This window comes from Streptomyces racemochromogenes, assembly GCF_039535215.1.
Taxonomy (GTDB): domain Bacteria; phylum Actinomycetota; class Actinomycetes; order Streptomycetales; family Streptomycetaceae; genus Streptomyces; species Streptomyces racemochromogenes.
The window spans coordinates 3,607,291-3,629,893 of sequence record NZ_BAAAWT010000001.1; the positions used below are offsets into that span (position 1 = coordinate 3,607,291).

The following is a 22,603-nucleotide window of genomic DNA, read 5'->3' on the forward strand; positions in this document are numbered from 1 at the left end:
GGAATCCCTGGAGGGTGCCTGGGGGCGGGGCCCGCTCGGTAGGCTTCGGTCCATGTACGGCTACGACCAGAACGTGAGCGCGGGGCAGCAGCAGTACGCCGCCCCGCAGCAGATGGCCGGCGGGTACGGCGAGCAGCCGCTCTACCCCGAGCCCTCTCCGCCGTCGCTCGCCGACGCGGTACGGGCCTTCACCACCGGGTCGCTGTCCGCGGAGGACTTCCAGCAGATCTTCGCGACGTCCAAGGTCTACTGCCCGCGCGGCGACACCCCGGGGTTCCTGGCCCTGCACAACACGCAGCACCCGGTCATCCCGATGTTCACCACGCTCAAGGAGCTCCGCCGGTACGCCGGCAAGGAGTCCAAGTACTTCGTGATCACCGGCGCCGAGGTGATCGACCTGCTGCCCACCGGGTACGGCTTCGTCCTCGACATGGAGGGCGACCACCGGATGGTCTTCGACGCGAAGGCCGTCGAGCAGATGGTCGACTTCGCGATGCGCCGCATGTACGGCTAGGCCGTTGCTGCGCGGACGGCCGACCTGTTCTTGGCCGGCCCGTCTGCGCGGGACCGGCGCCGGGGGGTGGAGGGGCGTTGCTGAGGGTGCACTTCACGGCTGAGGACCTGCTCGACGTCACCTTCGCCGCCGAGCCGCTGCCGCTGCTCGAGCTCGCCATGGCCCTGGTCGCCTGGCAGCGCACCGACGAGCCGGCCGTCTTCGGGCCCTGGCGCCGCCGCGTCTGCCGCGCCCTGCCCGGCCGGGCCCGCGGCCCGCTGCGCGAACTCCTGCGTCCGGACGGCCAGAACCCGCAGTTCATCGAGCCGTACGCGACCACCCTGGAGGAAGGCCTGGCGGCCGTCCGCGAGGCCGGCGCGCTGCTCACCGGCGACCAGCTGGCCACCGCCGCCGCCCGTGCCCCCGGCGGCGGGGCCTCCTGGCTGCGCGACCTGTGGGACCAGGACCGCGAGGCCTGGGACCAGTTGGGCGGGGCGATCGGTTCCGCGTACGAGGTGGTCATCGCGCCGTACTGGCCCCACATCCGGCAGTCCTTCCGCGCGGACGTGGCCTGGCGCACCCGGCTCCTGGCCGCCCACGGCATCAAGGCGTGCCTGGCCGGCATCCACCCGGCGGCCCGCTGGTCGGGCACCGTCCTGGAGGTCGACGGGCCGCCCGGGTACGAGGTGCGCCTCGGCGGACGCGGGCTGCTGCTGATGCCGTCGCCGTTCTGGACGGGCCGGCCGCTGCTCGCGGAGGGCCCCGACGGGCCCGGCGGGCGGCCCCTGCTCATGTACCCGGCGCTGACCCCGCTGCCGCTGGTGCAGACTGCCCCGTCCGGCGGGCCGGCGGGGGCCGCGCTGGACGCGCTGCTGGGGCGGACCCGGGCGGCGGTGCTCCGGCTGCTGGTCCAGCAGCGGACTACGAGCGAGCTGGCCCGGGACCTGGACGTCAGCCTCCCGTCGGTCTCGGAGCACACCCGCACCCTGCGCGCGGCGGGGCTGATCACCACCGAGCGGGACGGGAAGGCGGTGCTCCACTCGGTGACGGGCCTGGGCGCGGAACTCCTGCGCAACGGCGGCTGAGGCCCCCCGGGCGGGCCGCCGGACGCCCTGTGGGGTGCCCGCGGGGAGGCCTTCCGGAGGCCCGGCGGGCCCACTGGAGGCCGCTTGAGGCTGCTTGAGGCCCGCTGGAGGTCCGCTGGAGCTTTCGGGCACCGCCGAAAGGATCGCCGGAGCGGCCCGCCCTCCCGCACCATCGGGAGCGGCGGGGGACCCACGGGGGAGGTCCCCCGCCCCGTCTATCCCCGGCCGCCGGCCCCGGCGGCCCGGCGGCGGCGCCACAGGGCGGTGCCCGCGGCCGCCACCGCCAGGGCCGCGAGCCCGTACGCGTACAGCAGCGCCGGGTCGGGGCGGTAGGCCAGGCAGAGCCGGATCCCGGCGAAGAACGGGACGCCGATCAGGGCCCAGCGGCCGTCGTAGTCGATCCCGGACGTCGCCCACTGGAGCAGCAGGGCGGCGAGGAACGTCAGCACCGCCCACGCGCCGAGGTAGGGCCACGGCGACCCCGGCAGAGGCTCCATCGGCAGCCCGGTGGCCGCCCACCGGTACACGGCGTACCCGGCGCCGGTCATCACCGCCGCCATCACGAGCGCCGCCGCCGGTACGCGCAGCCACACGGGCGCGCTCCACGAGGGCTCGGGGGCGGCCGCGGGGTCGGGGTCGGTCTCGTGGCCGGCGTCGGGCCGGGGGGTGCTGTTCTCCATGCCCCGGTAGACCGCGCCCGCCGCCCCCTGGGTTGTCAGGTACGGGCAAATACCCCGGTTCGCGGCGGAAAGCGTCCGAAAACGCTCGCCCGCGGCTCCTCGGGACGGTCCGCGCCCGACCGGGAATGCTCCGGACGGGTGAGCTGTTCCGTGCGGTGTGGCAGAAAGTTCGAGTTTCAACTAAACTCGACGCAGAAGGAGGTCCTGACCATGCCCGCAGTGACTGTTGAGAACCCGTTGACCCTTCCGCGCGTGGCCGAGCCCCAGACGGCCGCCGCCCGCAAGGTGCTCGCCGTGACCACGGCTCCCGGGGGGTTCGAGGGCGAGGGCTTCCCGGTGCGCCGCGCCTTCGCCGGGATCGACTACAAGCACCTCGACCCGTTCATCATGATGGACCAGATGGGCGAGGTGGAGTACGCGCCGGGCGAGCCGAAGGGCACCCCCTGGCACCCGCACCGCGGCTTCGAGACCGTCACGTACCTGCTCGACGGGACCTTCGTCCACCAGGACAGCAACGGCGGCGGCGGAGTCATCAACGACGGCGACACCCAGTGGATGACCGCCGGCTCGGGCCTCCTGCACATCGAGGCCCCGCCGGAGCACCTCGTCGTCAGCGGCGGGCTCTTCCACGGCCTCCAGCTGTGGGTGAACCTCCCGGCCTCGGACAAGATGATGCCCCCGCGCTACCAGGACATCGGCGGCGGCAAGGTCAAGCTGCTCACCACCCCCGACGGCGGCGCGCTGCTCCGCGTCATCGCCGGTGAGCTGGACGGGCACGAGGGCCCGGGCATCACCCACACCCCGATCACGATGATCCACGCGACCGTCACCCCGGGCGCGCAGCTCACCCTGCCGTGGCGCGAGGACTTCAACGCCCTCGCGTACGTCATGGCCGGCCGGGGCACCGTGGGCACCGACCGCAGGCCGGTCCACACCGGGCAGACGGTCGTCTTCGGCGAGGGCGGCTCCCTCACCGTCCGCGCGGACGAGTCCCAGGACTCCCACACCCCGGACCTGGAGATCGTCCTGCTCGGCGGCCGCCCCATCCGCGAGCCGATGGCGCACTACGGGCCGTTCGTCATGAACACCCGGCACGAACTCCAGCAGGCCTTCGACGACTTCCAGGCGGGCCGCCTGGGCCGGATCCCCACCACCGCCCGGACGGGACTGGGCCACCGCGGCGCCGGCGAGGCCGAAGAGGACTGACCCCCACCGCCCTCAGCACCCCGGACGGGCAACAACCCGTCCGGGGCCGCTTCGTGGAGGTGGCGACGAGAGCGGCGGAAAGTGCCGTCGGGCTGTCGGACCGGCGTGCAAGCATGGTCGCGTGGCAGGTGTGGACACCGTTCGAGGCATCGCCTACCAGCAGGCCCAAGGGGTCCTGGCGGCACTGGAGGTCCTCGACGATCCGGGGCTGGACAGCGTGCGGGTGGAAGGCGCTGACGACGTGGTCGACATCGAACTGTTCGCCCGCGACGGTTCACTGCGCCGAGCGGCACAGGTGAAGATCCGCACCGACCGGAACACCTGGGGGCGACAGGAACTCCTCCTCGTCTTCCGCCGTTGGGCGGAGCTGCCGGGCGCGCGTGGTGCTTCGTTCGAATTCGTCACCAACGGCCGTCTCGGGCCGAGTGGAGAGCTCGTGGCCCAGGCACTGGACGCCGCGGGAGCGGGCGACTTCGGCCCGCTGGCCGGGATGCTCGGCGGAGGGGCCGACGCGGCGGAGTACGAGGCGCTGGCCACCGCCCGGATCCGGCAGGACCCGCGCTCGACGGGGGCGCTGCTGGCCCAGGCCGAACGGCAGGTCGTCGCGATGCTGCCGCACGTCCGCACGGAGGCCGACGCACGCGAGCAGGCCCGGCACGCGGTGGACCGCCTGTTCCTGGAACTGTTCGAACGTGCTGGGCTGGTCGATCCGGACGACCGCGTGCTGCGGCGTGGGGCGATCGCCGGTCTGCTGGGCGTTCCCCCGGAGCAGTCCGCCCACCAGCGATGGCCCGGGTCGGTCCGAGACCGTTTCCTGAGGTCGGCCGCCGCGTCGTCGCCCGGCTCCAGGATTCCGGCCGTGGTGGCCCGTAGCCCGGTGGACGGGATGTCGATCCGCAGGCTCGCCGGCCAGGTCCCCGAACGCTCCGAACCCGTCGCGGCCCTGCTGGAGGGGCCGGGACCGGTGGTCCTGGCCGGCCGGACCGGAACGGGCAAGAGCACCGCCGCCGACCTGCTGCGAACGGAAGCGGCCCGTGGCGGCCGCGTCGTGGTGGTCGCTCATGCGGAGGCCTACCTGCCGGGCCGGCTCACCACCCTCGTCGCGGACGGACTCTCGGCGGTGCTGGACGAGGTCATGCCCCTCGCGACCGGTGCCCAGGCCCTGTCCGACTCCGACGTCACCCTGGTGATCGACGGTGTGTCGGAGGTGGCCGACGACGTGCGCCAGGCACTGCGGAACGAACTGCTGGCCCAGGTGGCCGCGGGCCGGGGGGCGAGGGTCGTCCTCGTCGGCCGGGACGTCGCCGCACTCCGCGCGACGTTGCCGAGCAGTGTGCAGCCGGCCTGCTACGAGGTCTCTCCCCTGGACCGGGACCGGAAGATGGACTTGCTGTCCGCGTTGCGGCCGGTGCCGGCCGACGGCGACGACGAGGAACCCGGGGCACACACGGTGCTCGCCCGGCTGGAACGCTCCCTGGGGGACGCCTCCGACAGCCCGCTGCTCTTCTCCATGGGGCTGACGCTGCTCGCGGAGGGAGTCCGGTTCGCGGACCGCGCGGGCTTGTACGGGGCGTTCGTCCAACGTCTGGCGGGAAGGGCCGGGGCGGTCGGCATCACGGTGGTCAGCAGGATCCTCGGCGTGGCGTACGCGGGCCTCCTGGACCGGGGCCGACGCCACGCCGACCCGTTCGAGTGGTTCGCCCTCCTCGAACATGGCGCCCGGAGCCTCGGCGCAGTCGGCGCCACGCTCGACGTGCGGGAACTGGACAGTACGGCGCGGCGCTGCGGACTCGTCACCCCGATCGGCTGGGACCAGACCCTGGTGCCGGTGCACGACTCCTTCGCCGACTACCTGGCCGGCGCCGCACACGCCCATCGCCTGGTCCCGCTGCCGCCCCGGCTCCGGCAGGGCGACGACCAGCGCGTGTTGTTCGCCGCCGAGATCGGTGGTGTCGGAGCCGAACTTGCTGAACTGGTCGTGCGCGACCTCCCCTTCACGGCCGTACCCCTGTCGGGTCTCGACGACCGGGCCCTCTCGGACGGATCGCCCGGCGAGGTGGCCTCACTCCTGGGCCATCTGGACGCCGGAACCCCGAAAGGCGTGGCCCTGTGGCGCATGCGTGACGGGCGCGTGGTGGCTCTGCGTACCGCGGACATAGACGCGGGCTGGATCGACGAACCAACGGCCCGGGCACTGCTGCGGACCACCGCCGGCACCGTGGTGGCCCCCGGAGCGGGGCCGCTGGCCGTGGCCGTACGCCTCTGGCGGCAGGTCCTGCTGGAGCGCCTGCGCACACCACCGGTGCTGCCCGCGCCGCGCTGCGGCACGGTCGAGGAGGCGTGCACGATGCTGGAGGAGCACGCGGCGCGATCGGCCGCCGCCGTTTCGCGGTTGCTGGCGGCCGTGTCCCCACCGGGTCACCGCGGTGTGCTGGAGGCGCAGTTGGGGCCGACCGGGCTCCGGGCCGTGGTCGGCCCGCTGGCGTCCGGGCCCTGGGGGGACCACTGGCCGGTCGATTTCGTTCCCGACGCCGAGGTCGTCGTCCGAGCCGCTGCCGTGCCGTCTGCCGAGGATTCCCCGCCGCGGGGGTACGGAGGGCGCAGCAGTGTGGAAGTGATCCTGAACAAGGGCGCTGCCGCGGAAGCCGCAGAACGTGTGCGTTCGGCCGTGAAAACGCTCACTGGTGACCACTCGTTCCTTTCTTGAAACGCGCAGTCGCGGGCCCGGGGTCCGCGGTGATCCGGGGAGAGGGAGATCAATTGAGCACGCAGTCCATCTGGCGGGCCGTGGCCCGCCAGGCCGAAGTCTGGGCCGGGATCGCCGTGGTGCAGGAACTCGCGGCCCCGCTCCCCCGCAACGCCTCCGGCACGTCTGCCGGCGTACGGGGCCGGCTCCAGCGCATGCAAGCCGGAGGCATGAACATCGGTGGCCAGCCGCTGAGGGCCGGCAGCTCGGTCAGGTACGCGCTTGCCCTCCCCTTTCCCGGTGGCGAGGAGGACTGCCCCGAGGGGGCCTGGGTCGCTTGGGTCCGAGCCGCGGACCGGGTCGAGGCGGCGCATCGGCAGACGATCGCGTGGCTCCGGTCCAGGCTGCCGGGATATCCGATGATCCCGGCGCCACAGATCTCGGCCGACACTGCTTTGGCCACCACCGAGTTCACCTACCGCCTGGGATGGCATCCCCAGGAACGTGCGGCGGGCTTCCGGTTCCGCTCCTGCCCGCCCACGGCCGCGTCGGTCCTGGGAGCCGACCCTCAACAGGAACACGCGCTGGCCGAGACCGCCCGTCAGCTGGCCGCCGCACTGCTGGCAAGCCCGGAGTGGTCGCGGCTCGCGTGTGCCCGGGAGGCTCTCGACGGCGAGGCGCGTGCCGCTCTCGGTGCCAGCAGGACGCGCTTGCGCAGGAGGCTCAGCCCCGAAGCGATCGATGCCTGCGAGCCGGGTCTGGCGCTCAAGCGCGATCAGTACCGCTGCGTGGTGCTTGCCGAGGAGCTGGAGACTCTGAGCGGCCCGGCACGTGAGTACGCCGACGCGTTCGACGGGGCCGATCTCCTGGTCGAGACCGCGGCCAGTGACGTGTTCGGCCAGCTGGCGCTGTACGGCGCGGTGACCCGGCTGGCCGGCATCAGGGACGTCGATCTGGATCCGGGGCAGTCCCGGTCGGTGCACTTCAGCGTCGACGACGAGATCTGGCTGGTCCCCGGCCAGCTGGTCCGCCTCGACGACGGCCTCATCACCGAGGTCGTCCGGTTGACCGGGGTGTCCATGAGCTTCACCGCCGCCGACGGAGCCCGGCTCCGTCTCACGGGAGAGGTCCTCCCCGGGAGCGACGAGGCGCGGATCGGCTGATGACGTCGTGCGCGCGGGCCCTCGGGCCCGCGCGGCTACGGCTGGTCGGGGCGGGTGGGGGTGGGCTGTGGGCCGTCCTCGTAGCGGTTTCGGAGTTCCGAGAGGATGCCGGAGACGGCCGCCGTCAGGGGGACGGCCAGGAGCATGCCGAGGATGCCGGCGACTCCCGCGCCCGCCGTCAGCGCCAGCAGCACCGCCGCCGGGTGCATCTGCACGGTCCGGCTCTGGATCGCGGGCTGGAGGACGTGCCCCTCCAGCACCTGTACGGCGAGCACCACGCCCAGCGTCCACAGCCCGATGACCCATCCCCGGTCGGCGAGGGCGACCAGGACGGCGACCGCGCCGGAGATGAAGGCGCCCAGGTAGGGGATGTACGCGCCGACGAACACCAGCGCGCCCAGTCCGACCGCGCCCGGCACGCGCAGCACCAGCAGGCCGACGGTGATGCAGACGGCGTCGATCACGGCGATGAAGGTGGTGCCGCGCATGTAGCCCTCGACGGCCCGGTAGGCGCGGCGGGCCATGGCCTCCACGGTGTCGCCGGTGGCGCGCGGGGCGAGGGAGCGCAGGGCTCCGGCCGCCCGGTCGGAGTCCCGCAGGAAGAAGAACATCAGCAGCAGTGCGAGGACCGCCGCGGCGAGGACCTCGCCGACCACGCTGAGGCCGGTGATGACGCCGGAGGCGGCCGTGCCGCCGAACTTGGCGAGCAGCCCCTTGGCGTTGGAGGCCAGGTCCTGGAGCGAGGTCCCGGCGGCGCCGAAGTGCGCGGCGAGGTCCTGACCGGCCTGTTTGAGTGAGGCGACGATCTGGTCGCCGGTCTCGACGAGCGCGGAGACCACCACGTACGCGGCCCCGCCGACGACGGCCACGACGGCCAGGCAGGTGAGGGCGGCGGCGAGCGAGCGGTTGACGCCCAGCCGGATCAGCCGCCGGTGCAGCGGGCCGAGCAGCGCGGTGCCGAGGAGGGCGAGCAGGGCCGGGGTGACGGCGGTCTTGAAGACCATGCAGAGCCACACCCCGACGGCGACCACGCCGGTGACCAGCAGGACGACCGCGCACCAGGCGGCCAGCCGCCGCGCCGGTTCGGGCAGCAGGGGGGGCGTCGGCATCGCCGTTTCCACCTTTCGGCTCGGCTTGCGGGAGGGCGGCTACCCGGTCTCGTCGGCGGGCTTGGAGCGTTCGTACAGCTCGAACCAGATCGACTTGCCCGCGCCCCTGGGGTCCACGCCCCAGGTGTCGGCGAGCATCTCCATCAGCAGCACGCCACGCCCGCTGGAGGCCATCTCGCCGGGGTGCCGCTTGTGCGGCAGCTCGTCGCTGCCGTCGGCGACCTCCACGCGCAGCCGGCGGGTGCCCAGCTCGCCGGCCGCCTCCGCGACCAGCAGGGCGTCCCCGTCGGTGTGCACCAGCACGTTGGTCACCATCTCGGAGACCATCAGCACCGCCGAGTCCACCTGCTCCGGGTCCGCCCAGTCGTGCAGCAGCTCCCGGATCTGGCGGCGGGCGCCCGCGATCCGCTCGGGTTCGGCCTGGGCGACGGTCAGCACCGTGCGCCGGGCCGGCCGGGCCGGGTGCGTGCGGTCGGTCCCGCAGCCGCAGCCGGGGCCCTCGCGGCAGAGCAGCACCACGGCTATGTCGTCCTCGCGGCGGTCGGCGAGCGGACCGGTGGTGTGGTGCGAGGAGGGCCCGTGCACGGCCTGGACCAGCAGGTCGGCGAGGTGCTCCAGGTGTCCGGCGGTGAGGTCGGCGCCGGGCCCGTACGTCTCGGCGTCGGCCTCCAGGATGGCCCGCAGCCGGGCCCAGCCGGTGTCGAGGTCGTGCCCGCCGGTCTCGATGAGCCCGTCGGTGCACAGCATCATCGTCTCGCCGGGCTCCAGGGTGAACCGGGTCGTCGGGTAGTCGGTGTCGGGGACGATCCCGAGCGGGAGGCCACCGGCGGTGGGCCGCATCAGGACGGTGCCGTCCGTCATCCGGACCACCGGGTCGGGGTGGCCGGCGCGGGCCACCTCCAGCGTGCCGGTCTCCGGGTCGCACTCCACGTACAGGCAGGTCGCGAAGCGGGGGCTGAGGTAGTCGGACTCGCCGCCGGGGCCGTGTTCGCCGGCCTCCGCCCCGGCCTCCTCCTCCTGGGAGGAGCAGAGTCCGGCGAGGAAGCGGGAGGCCCGGGAGAGCACCGCGTCGGGCCGGTGGCCCTCGGAGGCGTACGCCCGTACCGCGATCCGCAGCTGGCCCATCAGGCCTGCGGCCCGTACGTCGTGCCCCTGGACGTCCCCGATGACCAGCGCGAACCGTCCCGACGGCAGCGGGATCATGTCGTACCAGTCGCCGCCCACCTGGAGGCCGCCGCCGGTGGGGACGTAGCGTGCCGCGAGGGTCATGCCGGGGATCTCGGGCCCGAGCTGCGGCATCATCGACCGCTGGAGTCCGGTGGTCAGCTCGCGCTCGGACTCGGCGACGCCGGCCCGCTGGAGGGCCTGGGCGAGCATCCGGGCGACCGTCGTCAGCACGGACCGCTCGTCGGGCGAGAAGGTCACCGGCTGCTTGAAGGCGGCCATCCAGGCCCCCATGGTCCGTCCCGCCACGATCAGCGGCAGGAAGGCCCAGGAGACCCGGCCGAAGGGCTCGGCGAGCGGCCAGGTGGCGGGGAAGCGCCGCTCGTACTCCTCCGGGGTGGGCAGGTAGATCGCCCGGCCGGTGCGGACGACCTCGGCGGCCGGGTAGGCGGTGTCCAGGACCATGTCCGTGAAGGGGGCCTCGTCGCCGGGGGCGTGCCCGTGGTGGCCGATGACCGACAGCTTCTCGCCCGCCACCCCGAAAACCGCCAGCCCGTCGGGGCTGAAGCCCGGCATGGACAGCGAGGCCGCCACCCGCAGCACCTCGGCCGTGGACCGGGCCTCGGCGAGCGCCCGGCCGGCGTCGAGCAGGAACGCCTCGCGGGAGCGCCGCCAGTCGCCGGTGATCGGGGTGTGGACGGCGGTGGTGCCGGGCTGCGGCTCGGCGATCTCCTGGATGGTGCCGATCAGCTCGTAGTCGACGCGGCCCTCGGGGGTCCGGTTCTCCACGGGTTTGGAGCGGCTGCGCACGGTGCGCAGCACGCGCCCGTCCTCGTCCATGATCCGCAGCCGTGCCTCGGCGAGGGTGCCCTCGGCGACGGCGAGGTTGACGATGCCGTTGATCTCGTTCCAGTCGACCGGGTGGAAGCGGGAGCGCACCGCGACCTCGGGCAGCACGACGGGCTCGGCGGGCAGGCCGAGCAGCCGGGCGGCCTCGCCGTCGAGGGTGACCGTCCCGGAGGCGTTGTCCCATCGCCACAGGCCCGTCGCGATGGCGGCCAGGACGTCCTCGGTGCGCACCCGGTCATCTTTACAGGTGATCCCGTCGGCGTGCCTCTTCGGGAGCCCGCTCGGGCGCGCCCGCGCGGTGCCCCGCCCGGACGGTAACCTTGGGAGGGTTGAATCCACCCTGGTATCGCGTAGAACTGGATGACTGATGCATCGGTACAGGTCCCACACGTGCGGCGAGCTCCGTGCCTCTGACGTCGGCACCGACGTCCGGCTGAGCGGCTGGCTGCACAATCGTCGAGACCTGGGCGGCATCCTCTTCATCGATCTGCGCGACCACTACGGCATCACGCAGCTCGTCGCCCGCCCCGGCACCGCGGCCGCCGACGTCCTGGACAAGCTGTCCAAGGAGACGGTCGTCCGGATCGACGGCAAGGTCGTCTCCCGCGGCACCGAGAACGTGAACCCCGACCTGCCGACCGGCGAGATCGAGATCGAGGCCGCCGAGGTCGAGGTGCTCGGCGCGGCCGCCCCGCTGCCCTTCACGATCAACACCGACGACGGTGTGAACGAGGAGCGCCGCCTGGAGTACCGCTTCCTCGACCTGCGCCGCGAGCGCATGCACCGCAACATCATGCTGCGCTCGGCGGTCATCGCCTCCATCCGCTCGAAGATGGTGGCCCTCGGCTTCAACGAGATGGCGACCCCGATCCTCACCGCGACCTCCCCCGAGGGCGCCCGTGACTTCGTCGTCCCGTCCCGCCTGAACCCGGGCAAGTTCTACGCCCTGCCGCAGGCCCCGCAGCAGTTCAAGCAGCTGCTGATGATCTCGGGCTTCGACCGCTACTTCCAGATCGCGCCCTGCTTCCGCGACGAGGACGCCCGCGCGGACCGTTCGCCGGGCGAGTTCTACCAGCTCGACGTGGAGATGTCCTTCGTCGAGCAGGAGGACGTCTTCCAGCCGATCGAGAAGCTGATGACCGAGCTCTTCACCGAGTTCGGCGGCGGCCGCCCGGTCACCTCGCCGTTCCCGCGGATCCCGTTCCGCGAGTCGATGCTGAAGTACGGCAACGACAAGCCCGACCTGCGCGCCAAGCTGGAGCTCGTCGACATCACCGACGTGTTCGAGGGCTCGGAGTTCAAGGCGTTCGCCGGCAAGCACGTCCGTGCGCTGGCCGTCCCGGACACCGCCGCGCAGCCGCGCAAGTTCTTCGACGGCCTCGGCGAGTACGCGATCTCCCTGGGCGCCAAGGGCCTGGCGTGGGTCCGCGTCGGCGAGGACGGTTCGCTGACCGGCCCGATCGCCAAGTTCCTCACCGAGGAGAACGTCAAGGTCCTCACCGAGCGCCTGGGCCTGGCGGCCGGGCACGCGGTGTTCTTCGGCGCGGGCGAGTTCGACGAGGTCTCCAAGATCATGGGCCCGGTCCGGGTCGAGGCCGCCAAGCGCGCGGGCCAGTTCGAGGAGAACGTCTTCCGCTTCTGCTGGATCGTCGACTTCCCGATGTACGAGAAGGACGAGGAGACCGGCAGGATCGACTTCTCGCACAACCCCTTCTCGATGCCGCAGGGCGGCATGAAGGACCTGGAGGAGAAGGACCCGCTCGACATCCTGGCCTGGCAGTACGACATCGTCTGCAACGGCATCGAGCTGTCCTCCGGCGCCATCCGCAACCACGAGCCCGAGGTCATGCTGAAGGCCTTCGAGATCGCCGGTTACGAGGCCGAGACCGTCGAGCGCGAGTTCGCCGGCATGCTGCGCGCCTTCCGCCTCGGCGCCCCGCCGCACGGCGGCATCGCCCCGGGCGTGGACCGCATCGTGATGCTGCTGGCCGACGAGCCGAACATCCGCGAGACCATCGCCTTCCCGCTGAACGGCAACGCCCAGGACCTGATGATGGGCGCGCCGACGGTGCTGGAGGAGTCCCGCCTGCGCGAGCTGAACATCGCCCTGCGCAAGCCGGTCGAGACGAAGGCCGCTGAGGCGAAGCCGGTCGCGGAGGCGGTCCACCCGGACGCCGCGCGCTGACGCTGCCGTAGCCGCTGCCGCTGCTGTAGCGGGAAGGGCCCGGGATCCTCGCGGATCCCGGGCCCTTCGTCGTCGCGCCTGCCGGCGTTGCGCCGCGCGGTCAGAACCGGTCGAGGATGCCCTTGAGGAGGGCGGCGGAGGTCAGCTCCGCGGGGGCCGGGCCGGCGTGGAAGAAGCCGGCGTTCTCGGCGTCCAGCTTGCGCAGGAAGTCGAAGGCCTTGGCGTCGTGGTCGCCGAACGCGACGAACTGCCAGTGGACGCCGGGGGCGGCGGCCGCCGCGTCGGTGATCGCCTGGCGGGCGGGGCGGACGTTGTCGGGGGCGCCGTCCGTCTGGAAGACGACCAGGGCCGGGCCCTCGCCGCCGTCCTTCTGGTAGCGCTCGACGACCGCCTCGACGGCCACGTGGTAGCTGGTGCGGCCCATCCGGCCGAGCTCGGCGTGGCGGGCCTCGACCCAGGTCGCGTCGTGGGTGTCGAGGGTCAGGTCGGCGGTGCCGTCGAGCTCGGTGGAGAAGAACACCGTGTGGACGGTGGCCTCCTCGTCCAGGTGCGCGGCCAGGGCGAGGGCGTGGTCGGCGAGGTGCTGGGCGCTGCCGTCCTTGTAGAACCCGCGCATGGAGCCGGAGCGGTCCAGTACGAGGTACACCTTGGCGCGGGCCCCGGTCTTCCCCTTGGCCCGCAGCACCTGCCCGGCGGCCTTGTACGCCCCGGCGACGCCGGCGGCCCGCCGCCGGACCGCTGCCGCGGCGACGGCGGGGCCGTCCGCCTGCGGCGACGCTTCCTCGGTCTCCGGCTCCGCCTCGGCCAGTGCGGCGACGGGCTCGGCCGTCTGGGCCTCCGGCTCCGGGGCGGCGGCGGGTTCGGCCGTTTCGGCCTTCGGCTCCGCGGCGGCGGGCTCGGCCTCGGCGGCCGGCTCCTCCTGCGCCTGCGGTGCGGGCTCTTCGGCGGCGGGGGCCGCCTGGGCCTCGGGCTGCGCGGCGGTCTCCGGCTCGGCCTGGGCGGCGACGGGTTCGTCCTGCGCCTGCGGCGCGGGCTCTTCGGTGGCCGCGGTGGCGGCCTGGGCCTCGGGCTCCGGCTCTGCGGCGGGTCCGGCGTCCGTCTCCGGCGCGGCGGCGGCCTCCGGCTCGAGGGCGGCCTCGGTTTCGGCCTCCGGCTCCGGGGTGGCCTCGGCGTGGGCGGACGGCTCCGTCTCCGGCTCTGCCTCGGCGGTGGGGGCCGGGGTGGCCTCGGTTTCGGCCTCCGGCTCCGGGGTGGCCTCGGCCTGGGCGGACGGCTCCGTCTCCGGCTCTGCCTCGGCGGTGGGGGCCGGGGTGGCCTCCGGCTCCGGGGTGGCCTCGGCGTGGGCGGACGGCTCCGTCTCCGGCTCTGCCTCGGCGGTGGGGGCCGGGGTGGCCTCCGGCTCCGGGGTGGCCTCGGCCTGGGCGGACGGCTCTGCCTCCGGCTCCGCATCGGCGGTGGCCTCGGGGTGGGTGGGCGGCTCCGCCTCGGCGCTGGGGGCGGCCTCCGGCTCCGGGGTGGGCTGGGCCTGCGGGCCGGGCTCGGGGGCCTCGGCCTCCGGCGCCGTGTCCTCCGCGGCAGCGGCAGCGGCAGCGGCGTCGGCGGCGGTCGGCTGGGGCGGTACGGCGGTGGCGGGGTCGCCCGGGCCCTCCGAGGCCGCCGGTGACAGCGGACGGCGGGCCTCCGGGACCGTCGGGTCCGCCGCCGGCGCCGGGGCGGCGGTGAGCACCGTCCCCGGCTCACGGTCGCGCGGCGCGGACTGCGGCGGGACCGTCGGGTTGTCGAAGGACGCCGCCACCAGTTCGGCGGCCGCGTCCAGGGGGGTCCGTTCGGCCTGGTTCGGAAGGGCCGCCGCCGAAGGGGCGTCCGACGTCTCGGGGACCGGCTCCGCAGTCCGTCCGAACACCTTGCGCAACAAGCTCCGAATACCCATGGGCCAGGCCTTTCGCATGAGTGCGTGCGTCATTTGTCCGTGCTGCGCGGTTGATCCCTGCCCAGAGTGGACACGTAAGGTTATCGGCCCCTTGGCTGGAACTTCGGCAGGGGCGCCTTTCGTGGCGCCCGCCCTCCCACCCAACCGGAAGCCGCTGCCGAACTACCCCTCCGCCGGGCCGGGTTCATCCATCGTTCATCCCGGCGCCGCCGCATCGGCGCAACCCGCGCCTACCGTCGCGGCTGAATTCGTACCGACACGTCGTCGGCGCAGTGCACTCTCACCGGAGGACACCCTCGTGCGCAAGCTCCTGCCGTTCATCGGCAACCCGCATGGCAGCGGCCGTTCCGCTCTCACCTGCCGCTACCGCTGCGGCGACGCATGCTTCCACGAGGTGCCCAACACCAGCGACAACGAGTACGCCGGCGACGTCATCGCCCGCGCCTACTCCCGCCGCTCGATGCTGCGCTCCGCCGCCGTGGTCACGGTCGCGACCGCCGCCGGCACCGCCGTCACGCTCGGTGCGGGCGGCGGCCAGAACGCCAGCGCCGCCCCCGTGTCCGGCATGTCCGACACCGAGGCCAAGCGCGCGGGCGAGGCCGCCCGCGGCCTGCGCTTCAAGCCCGTCGCCCCGAACACCGACGACAAGGTCACCGTCCCCGAGGGCCACGAGCAGAACGTGGTGATCCGCTGGGGCGACCCGATCCTCAAGGGCGCCCCCGCCTTCAACGCGGACAAGCAGAGCGCCGCCGCACAGGCCGGCCGGTTCGGCTACAACAACGACTTCCTCAGCCTGCTCCCGCTCGACGGCGCGTACGAGCGCCGGCAGCTGCTCGTGGCCAACCACGAGTACACGGACGAGAACCTCATGTTCAAGGGCTACGACCCGGCGAACCCCACCCGCGAGCAGGCCGAGATCGCCTGGGCCGCGCACGGCCTGTCCGTGGTCGTCGTCCAGGAGGACCACCGCAGCGGCAAGCTGACCGCCGTCGGCCGCCACCGGCTCAACCGCCGCCTCACCGCCACCAGCGAGTTCCGGCTGACCGGCCCGGCCGCGGGCAGCACCCTGCTGAAGACCTCCGCCGACACCACCGGCACCAAGGTGCTCGGCACCCTCAACAACTGCGCGGGCGGCACCACCCCGTGGGGCACCACCCTCCACGGCGAGGAGAACTTCAACCAGTACTTCGCCAACGCCGGCCAGGTCACCGACCCCGCCCAGGCCGCCCGCCTGAAGCGCTACGGCGTGACCTCCGGCGCCTCCGAGCGCAAGTGGGAGCGGTTCGACAAGCGCTTCGACGTCGCGCAGGAGCCCAACGAGCCGCACCGCTTCGGCTGGGTCGTCGAGCTCGACCCGTACGACCCGGACTCCGTACCGCGCAAGCGCACCGCCCTCGGCCGCTTCAAGCACGAGGCCGCGCAGCCCCGCCTCACCGAGGACGGCCGCCCGGTCGTGTACATGGGCGACGACGAGCGCTTCGACTACTTCTACAAGTTCGTCTCCTCGAAGCGGATGATGAAGGGCGACTCGCGCGCGGCGAAGGAGCACAACCTCACGCTGCTCGACGAGGGCACCCTGTACGTCGCCAAGCTCACCGGCGACTCCCCGGCCGCCGGGATCGACGGCTCCGGCAAGCTCCCCGCCGACGGCGAGTTCGACGGTTCCGGCGTCTGGATCAAGCTGGCCACCGCCTCCCCCTCCGGCAACGTCTCGCACGTCGAGGGCATGACCGCCGAGGAGGTGTTCGTCTTCACGCGGCTGGCCGGTGACAAGGCCGGTGCCACCAAGATGGACCGCCCCGAGGACGTCGAGCCGTCGCCGCGCACCGGCCGCGTGTACATCGCGCTGACGAACAACGCCGACCGCGGCAAGCCCGGCAAGGCCGGTGCGGACGAGGCCAACCCGCGCAACCTGAACAAGCACGGCCAGATCCTGGAGCTCGCCGAGAACTTCGACGACCCGGCGGGCGACGGTTTCGCCTGGCGGCTCTTCCTGGTCGCCGGCGACCCCAACGACCCGGCCACCTACTTCGCCGGCTTCCCGAAGGACCGGGTCAGCCCGATCTCCTGCCCGGACAACGTGGCCTTCGACCCGCACGGCAACCTGTGGATCTCCACCGACGGCAACCAGCTCGGCTCGCACGACGGCCTGTTCGGCGTCGCGACGGCCGGCGAGCGCCGCGGTGAGCTGAAGCAGTTCCTGACCGTGCCGCGCGGTGCCGAGACCTGCGGTCCGCTGGTCCAGGACCGGCGCGTGCTGGTCGCGGTCCAGCACCCGGGCGAGATCGACGGCGCGTCCGTGGAGAAGCCGCAGTCGGTGTGGCCCGACGGTCCGGGCAGGATCGTCCGCCCGGCGGTGGTGTCCGTGTGGCGCAAGGACGGCAAGAACATCGGCGTCTGATCCCGCCGTGGGGAGGGGCTGGTCAGCCCGGCTCCGGCAGCCGGCCCACCGGCAGCCGGAGCGTCGTCAGCGCACCCCCGTCCGGGGCGTTGGCGAAGCCCAGCCCGATCTCCAGCACCGCCGCCTGGCCCGCCGCGATCGTCAGGCCCAGCCCGTGGCCGCCGCCGCGGCCGGGGTCCCCGGTGCGGAACCGCTTCGGGCCCTGCTCGATGAGCTCGGCGGGGTAGCCGGAGCCGTGGTCGCGGATCACCACCACCGGCCCCTCCACCGTCACCTCGACCGGCGGGCGCCCGTGCTTGTGGGCGTTGACCAGCAGGTTGGCCAGGATCCGGTCCAGGCGGCGGCGGTCGGTGAGCACCACCGCGTCCCGCACGATCCGTACCCCGGCGGGCAGCCGGGTCCCGGCGACGGCCCGTCGTACGGCCCGGCCCAGCTCCACCTGGGCCAGGTCGGCCCGCTCCACCCCGGAGTCCAGCCGGGAGACCTCCAGCAGGTCCTCGGTGAGCAGGTGCAGGGCCTTCAGCCGGTCGTTGATCATCTCCTTGGGCCGGCCCTCGGGCAGCAGCGAGGCGGCGGCGAGCGAACCGGTCAGCGGGGTGCGCAGCTCGTGCGCGACGTCGGCGGTGAACCGCTTCTCCGCCTCCAGCCGTTCCTGGAGCGAGGCGGCCATCGAGTCCAGCGCCTGGGCGACGTCGCGCACCTCGTCGTGGTAGCGGCGGGCCCCCGGTCCGGTGTCCGCGGGGAAGGCCACCCGGGCGTCGAGGTCGCCCGCGCTGATTCGGCGGGCGACGGCGGCGGCCGTGGTGAGCCGGCGGCTGATCCGGCCGGCGAGGAACACGCCGGCCAGGGCCACCACCCCGGCCGCGACCACCGAGGAGACGAGGATCGCGGTGTCGAGGTCGCGCAGCCGGTGGCGCGTGTTCGCGTACGGGACCCAGACGGCCAGGGCCTTCCGGTCGGCCGGCCCGGCGGCCCACATGACGGGCTTGCCGTCCTGGGTGCCGACCATGCTGCCGGTCCGTCCGCGGGCCACCAGCTCGCGCAGCGGGCGGGGCAGGCCGGGCGGGTCCAGGGCGACGTTCACGTCCCCGTGGGAGGTGCCGTACTCGTAGTGGCCGAGGGCGTGGTCGAGGTCCCGTTCGACGTCCTTGCGGACCTCGCCGACGACCTGCCGGGCGACCACGTCGTGCACCAGGACCCCCAGCGCGGCGGCCACCGCGCAGCACACCAGCGTGGTGGTGAGGGCGATCTTCCAGCGCAGGCTGCTCAGCGCGCGCATCGGGACCGTCCTTCGCTGAGCGGGACGTCCGTGAGGGCCGGGCAGTCGTCGAGGGTCAGCTGCGTCAGGCTCATGCTGCGCGCCTTCGGGTCCCACACGTAGTCGGAGACGGAGCTGTAGGCGGGGTTCGAGGTCGGTTCGCGGACCGCCAGGTGCTCGGCGGCCACCTCCACCCCCTCCAGCACCCCGCGCCGGGCCAGGATCCGGGCGATCCTGCCGTCGCCGCGGACGGTGTAGACGCGCAGTTCGCTGAGCCGGCCGTCCAGGTCGAGGGCGGTGATCAGCTCGTCCTGGCCGTCCCCGGTCAGGTCGTGGAGGACGCCGGGACGGACCGGGCAGTACGGGCCGCCGTCCACGGCCTGGGTGCAGAGCGCGAGCCGCCGCCCGGCCCGGGGGTCGACGAGGCGGCCGGTGCCGCCGTCCTCGGCGGTGGCGGAGGCGACGTCGGCCCGTACGACGGCCAGCGCGTCCACCCCGCGCATGCCCGGGCCCTTCGGCGGGGGCAGGCCGGGCACGACGGCGGCCGCGCCGGGCTGCTGGCCGGGGCTGGGCGGGTCGGGGCGGTACTGCTTCCACAGGGTCTCGGGGGCGTGCGCGGTGCCGAGGTCGCCGGAGCTGCGCAGTCCCTCCACGTCGGCACAGCCGGCCGCGGCCGCCAGGAGGGCGGCGAGCACCAGCGCGTGGGGGCTCCGCATGTACCGATGCTCCCCCGCCCCCCGCCTCCCGGCCCGACCACTACTCCGTCCGGGGTCCTGGCCCCCTGCGGGCCCGGCCCCGACGGACGCGGTCCGGTGCAGCGGCGCGAAGCCGGGGAGGCACTCTGGGGCCGGGCCGCGCGGGCGGCGCGTTACAGAGGGGGGAGGTGGGACATGGCTCGGGCCGCCGCGAGTTCGTGGTGGACCGGGGACAGGACCCCCGTTTCGGCGGGCTCCGCAGGGGCGTCCACACGGACCGGCATCCGGTTGCTGCGGACCCGCTCGGCGAGCTCCCGCAGCTGCCGCGCGATCCGGTCGACCTCGCCCGCCGCAGGCGGCTCGGCGCCGTGGTTGACGCGGACCCGCGCGGCGGTGGTGGCGTCCACGATGCGCTCCACGGCCACCACCAGCGGCCACCACGCCGTCGCCCGCTCCCCCGTCGGCGGCGGTTCGGTCAGGGCCCGCTGGAACTCGCTGCGCACCCCCGACAGGTCGCGGTAGATGCGGCGCCGGGCCTGGAGGCGGGCCTGCCGGGCGGCGCGCAGCTCTGCGTCGTCCGCGACGGGGGCGAAGGCCCGCTCGACGTAGCGGGCGGCGTCGTCGACGGCGTCGGCGAGCCGGTCCCCGATGCGGGTGTGCCAGCTCTCGGGCCACAGCAGGTAGCCGGCGACCAGGACGATCGCGCAGCCGAGCAGGCTGTCGAGGAGCCGGGGCAGGATGAGGTCGAAGCCCTCGTGGTTGAGCTGGTCCGACAGCAGCAGGATGACCGGGGTGATGGCCGCGGTCTGGAAGGCGTACCCCTTGGCGGAGAACACCGGGATCAGCGCGGCGAGCACCATCATCACCGGCACGTCCCACCAGCCGCGCGGCACCTCGGCGAGGACGGCGGCGGCGAGGACCAGCCCGGCGGCGGTGCCCAGGGCGCGCAGGACCGCGCGGGAGAAGACCGAGCCGAAGTCCGGCTTCAGCACGAAGGTGACGGTCAGGGCCACCCAGTAGGAGCGCTCCACCTCGATCAGGGAGACGAGGGACTGGGCGAGGCCGATGCACAGGGCGAGGCGCAGCCCGTACCGCCAGGAGGCCTCGGACAGCATCATCTCGCGCACCCCGCGCCGGGCCCGGACGCGTAGCGCGGCCGGCCGGCCGAGGCGGTCGTCGACGTTGTACGGGTCCGGTTCGGCGAGGTGCACGATGGCCGCCGCGTGCCGCAGAGCGGAGTCGATGGCCCGCTCGGACGGGGTGTGCGGGGCGGGCAGGCTGAGGGCGGGGGTCCCGGTGCGGCCCTCCTCGACGGCCGCGGCCAGTTCCCGTACGGCCGCCGGGATCTCGGCGGGCAGCGGGCGGCCCCGCAGGTGGGCGGCGGGCGCGGCCTCCGCGATGGGGATCAGCACGTTCAGCTGGGCCAGCATGCGTACGAGGGAGGGGCTGCGCCCGTGGACCCGGGCCCGGCGGCCGAGCACGAGGTCGTAGGCCTGGTCGAGGGCGTGGGTGACCAGTCGGCGGCGTTCGTCGTAGGCGTCCTGGGGTCCGCCGCAGGCTTCCAGGGCGTCCGCCAGCGCCCGGTAGGTGGTGGCGACGGCGGCCCGTTCGGGCTGCCGGCCGCGCAGGGGCCAGGCCAGCAGGGTCAGCGCGAGCACGAACAGGCCGCCCGCGGTGAGCAGCAGCGGCGCGGTCCACCAGGGCCGGGGCATCGGCAGTCCGGCGCCGACGACGGCGTTGAGCAGGAGCAGCAGCCCGGACACGGAGGCGACCGTGCCGATCGAGGAGACCATCCCGGAGACGAGGGCGACGAGGGTGAGGACGGCGACGGCGAGCCAGCCCTGCCCGTAGACGAGGGTGCCCACGGCCACGCCGATGGCGCCGAAGGCCTGCGGGACGGCGATGTTCAGGACCCGCATCCGGTAGGCGTCGGCGGTGTCGCCGAACACTCCGGCGAGGGCGCCCATGGAGACGAGGGCGCCGTACTCGGGTTCGTCGAGGGCGAAGCCGACGGCGAGCGGGACGGCCATCGCGATCCCGGCGCGGGCGGCCGCCGCCCAGGGGACCGGGGCGCTGCCGGGTCGCAGTCCCGCGAGCAGCCAGGCGGGGGGAGCCAGGGGGTGGGTCCGGGATCGCCCGGTCGGTATGTGCTCGGTGCGTCGTTCGGTGGTCATTCCGCTTCCGTGTCGCCGCTCGCGAATCGGTCGTTCTGGGGAGTTCTGCGGAGGATGGGTACCTTCCGAGCTTATGGGGTGCGGCGTAGCCGGCCCACCAGCCATGCGGCGAGGGCGGTGGCCAGCCCGACGGCGAGCACCACCCAGGCGGTGGTCCGCAGGAAGGCGGTGAGCGCGTCGTACACGGCAGCGGCGGCGGGCCGGTCGACGTCGGGCGGCAGGTCGTCGAGCGTGATGCGGCGGCACACGCCCACCGCGGCCCACAGCAGGACGGCGCCGACCGCGAGCCCGGCTCCGGTGGCCAGGACCGCCTGCCGGCGCCGGACGGCGACGGCCACGGCCGCCACCGCGAGGAGCACGGTCAGTACGGGAAGCCAGACTCCGGCGATCTGGAGCACGTGGAACCCCTCCCGGAGCGCGCCGAGGTTGTCGTATTCCATGACCTTCACGGAGAGGTGGGTCTCCGGGATGCGGTCGGCGAAGGGCACGCCGTCCGCCATCAGTTCCGCCTTGACCTGCGCGATCACGGGCGCGAGGTCCACGGTCACGGCGTCCCCGTGGCCGGTGTTCAGGGCGTCGAGGAAGGCGGTGTGCGCGGCGCGGTTGGCCGTCTCCCAGGCCGTGCGGTAGGCGGGGGTGCCGGCGAAGGAGCGCAGGGCGTCACCGAGGAGGGCGTCCACGGCGCCCTGGAAGGGGCCCGCGTCGATCTGCCCGGAGAGGGCCCGGGTGGCCTGGATGACGACCACGTCCTGCACGGCGGGGTCCTTGGCGAGCGGGGCCATGGCCGCGGTGTAGTGGTCGGCGTCGCCGAGCCGCCGGTCGGCCCAGTACGCGACCGCGCTCGCGGGAACGAGCAGGGCCACGAGCACGATGAGGGCCGCCGACAGGTAGGTGCGCACGTCACCAGGGAAAGCCGGGTGCCGTCCGGGACGCCAGCCCTGCTGCTGCGTCCGGGGCCCGGATTCCCTCGGGGAGGGCGGTGCGCACCGCCCGTACGAGTGATCCACTTGCCGCTCCCGGGTGCGGGGTGTGCCCTTGAGGGTGGAAGAGAGGAGCCCCGCCATGGCACATGCGGCACCCACCGTCCCCCGGCGGCACCGTCCGATGACCTCGGCGGACGCGGACCGGCAGACCGACCGGAACCGCCTGATCCGTGCGCTGCTCATGGGCCTCGTCTACGGGGTCTGGGCGGCCTTCATCAAGCGCCAGATGGGTCCGGTCGACGCGGGCAACGTGTTCTACGGGATCCTGTGCGGCGTGATCTTCGCGGCCGTCATGTTCACCCTCGCGCGGGTGGGCCCGAAGCTGAAGCGGGAGCAGCACGCCGCCGCGTACGGGGTCTTCGCCGGCATCGCGGCCGGCTACCTCCACAGCCTGACCAACCAGTCCGTGCTGCGCGCCGCCGTCGTCGGCCTGTTCGTGGGCCTGGGCGTCGGGATCGGGGCCTTCTACCGGTACTACACGCGGGAGGACTGAGCGCCGCGCCGCCGCCGGAGCCGGTCCCCGCGCCCACTGGGAGGGTGCG

General features: G+C 73.9%; 16 protein-coding genes. 8 read left to right on the forward strand and 8 right to left on the reverse strand.

All coding sequences use genetic code 11. The features are described from left to right. The first annotated feature begins 52 nt into the window (after positions 1–52). Both ABD973_RS16615 and ABD973_RS16620 read left to right on the forward strand, forming a co-directional pair. Entirely contained in the window at positions 53–514 is a 462-nt protein-coding gene (locus tag ABD973_RS16615; protein ID WP_125595452.1) for an SseB family protein, read from the forward strand. An 86-nt stretch (positions 515–600) separates the two neighbouring features. After that, positions 601–1,578: an ArsR/SmtB family transcription factor gene (locus ABD973_RS16620; RefSeq protein ID WP_125821673.1), complete on the forward strand. Its 978-nt coding sequence runs from the start codon at positions 601–603 to the stop codon at positions 1,576–1,578. 215 nt (positions 1,579–1,793) lie between these two features. Here ABD973_RS16620 and ABD973_RS16625 read toward each other — a convergent pair whose 3' ends face one another. Next, entirely contained in the window at positions 1,794–2,258 is a 465-nt protein-coding gene (locus ABD973_RS16625) for a hypothetical protein (RefSeq protein WP_125821672.1), read from the reverse strand. A 210-nt stretch (positions 2,259–2,468) separates the two neighbouring features. On the opposite strand from ABD973_RS16625, the gene ABD973_RS16630 reads away from it, so the two are divergent. The 3 genes from ABD973_RS16630 (at position 2,469) to ABD973_RS16640 (ending at position 7,313) form a co-directional block, all read left to right on the forward strand. Then, entirely contained in the window at positions 2,469–3,464 is a 996-nt protein-coding gene (locus tag ABD973_RS16630; RefSeq protein WP_125821671.1) for a pirin family protein, read from the forward strand. A gap of 130 nt (positions 3,465–3,594) precedes the next feature. Further along, a complete protein-coding gene (locus ABD973_RS16635; protein ID WP_345500612.1) occupies positions 3,595–6,171 on the forward strand; it encodes an NACHT domain-containing protein in 2,577 nt (858 codons plus the stop codon). 53 nt (positions 6,172–6,224) lie between these two features. After that, complete coding sequence (locus tag ABD973_RS16640; RefSeq protein ID WP_125821669.1) at positions 6,225–7,313, forward strand: hypothetical protein; 1,089 nt, start codon at positions 6,225–6,227, stop codon at positions 7,311–7,313. Between the two features lie 35 nt (positions 7,314–7,348). On the opposite strand, the gene ABD973_RS16645 is transcribed toward ABD973_RS16640, so the two are convergent. Both ABD973_RS16645 and ABD973_RS16650 read right to left on the reverse strand, forming a co-directional pair. Continuing rightward, complete coding sequence (locus ABD973_RS16645) at positions 7,349–8,422, reverse strand: AI-2E family transporter (RefSeq protein WP_125821668.1); 1,074 nt, start codon at positions 8,420–8,422, stop codon at positions 7,349–7,351. A gap of 39 nt (positions 8,423–8,461) precedes the next feature. Further along, positions 8,462–10,666, reverse strand: a complete 2,205-nt coding sequence (locus ABD973_RS16650) for a SpoIIE family protein phosphatase (RefSeq protein WP_125821667.1) — start codon at positions 10,664–10,666, stop codon at positions 8,462–8,464. A 136-nt stretch (positions 10,667–10,802) separates the two neighbouring features. On the opposite strand from ABD973_RS16650, the gene aspS reads away from it, so the two are divergent. Beyond that, entirely contained in the window at positions 10,803–12,620 is a 1,818-nt protein-coding gene (gene aspS / locus ABD973_RS16655) for an aspartate--tRNA ligase (protein WP_125595446.1), read from the forward strand. Between the two features lie 100 nt (positions 12,621–12,720). Here aspS and ABD973_RS16660 read toward each other — a convergent pair whose 3' ends face one another. After that, on the reverse strand, positions 12,721–14,550 hold the full coding sequence (locus ABD973_RS16660) for a VWA domain-containing protein (RefSeq protein ID WP_345500616.1): 1,830 nt from the start codon (positions 14,548–14,550) through the stop codon (positions 12,721–12,723). Between the two features lie 298 nt (positions 14,551–14,848). On the opposite strand from ABD973_RS16660, the gene ABD973_RS16665 reads away from it, so the two are divergent. Further along, complete coding sequence (locus ABD973_RS16665; protein ID WP_345500618.1) at positions 14,849–16,951, forward strand: PhoX family protein; 2,103 nt, start codon at positions 14,849–14,851, stop codon at positions 16,949–16,951. A gap of 22 nt (positions 16,952–16,973) precedes the next feature. Here the strand turns inward: ABD973_RS16665 and ABD973_RS16670 are convergent, their stop codons facing one another. From ABD973_RS16670 to ABD973_RS16685, 4 genes are all read right to left on the reverse strand, one after another. After that, on the reverse strand, positions 16,974–18,230 hold the full coding sequence (locus ABD973_RS16670) for a sensor histidine kinase (RefSeq protein WP_164720913.1): 1,257 nt from the start codon (positions 18,228–18,230) through the stop codon (positions 16,974–16,976). Then, positions 18,218–18,925, reverse strand: coding sequence for a hypothetical protein (locus ABD973_RS16675; protein ID WP_125821664.1), 708 nt, complete (start codon positions 18,923–18,925; stop codon positions 18,218–18,220). Before ABD973_RS16675 ends, ABD973_RS16670 begins: the two co-directional genes overlap by 13 nt. 152 nt (positions 18,926–19,077) lie before the next feature. Then, the gene (locus tag ABD973_RS16680; protein WP_345500621.1) at positions 19,078–21,078 is read right to left on the reverse strand and encodes an FUSC family protein; all 2,001 of its coding nucleotides are present in this window, start codon (positions 21,076–21,078) and stop codon (positions 19,078–19,080) included. Between the two features lie 71 nt (positions 21,079–21,149). Beyond that, positions 21,150–21,977, reverse strand: a complete 828-nt coding sequence (locus ABD973_RS16685) for a hypothetical protein (protein ID WP_125599005.1) — start codon at positions 21,975–21,977, stop codon at positions 21,150–21,152. 163 nt (positions 21,978–22,140) lie between these two features. On the opposite strand from ABD973_RS16685, the gene ABD973_RS16690 reads away from it, so the two are divergent. After that, the gene (locus ABD973_RS16690; RefSeq protein WP_125599001.1) at positions 22,141–22,554 is read left to right on the forward strand and encodes a hypothetical protein; all 414 of its coding nucleotides are present in this window, start codon (positions 22,141–22,143) and stop codon (positions 22,552–22,554) included. Positions 22,555–22,603: the final 49 nt, after the last annotated feature.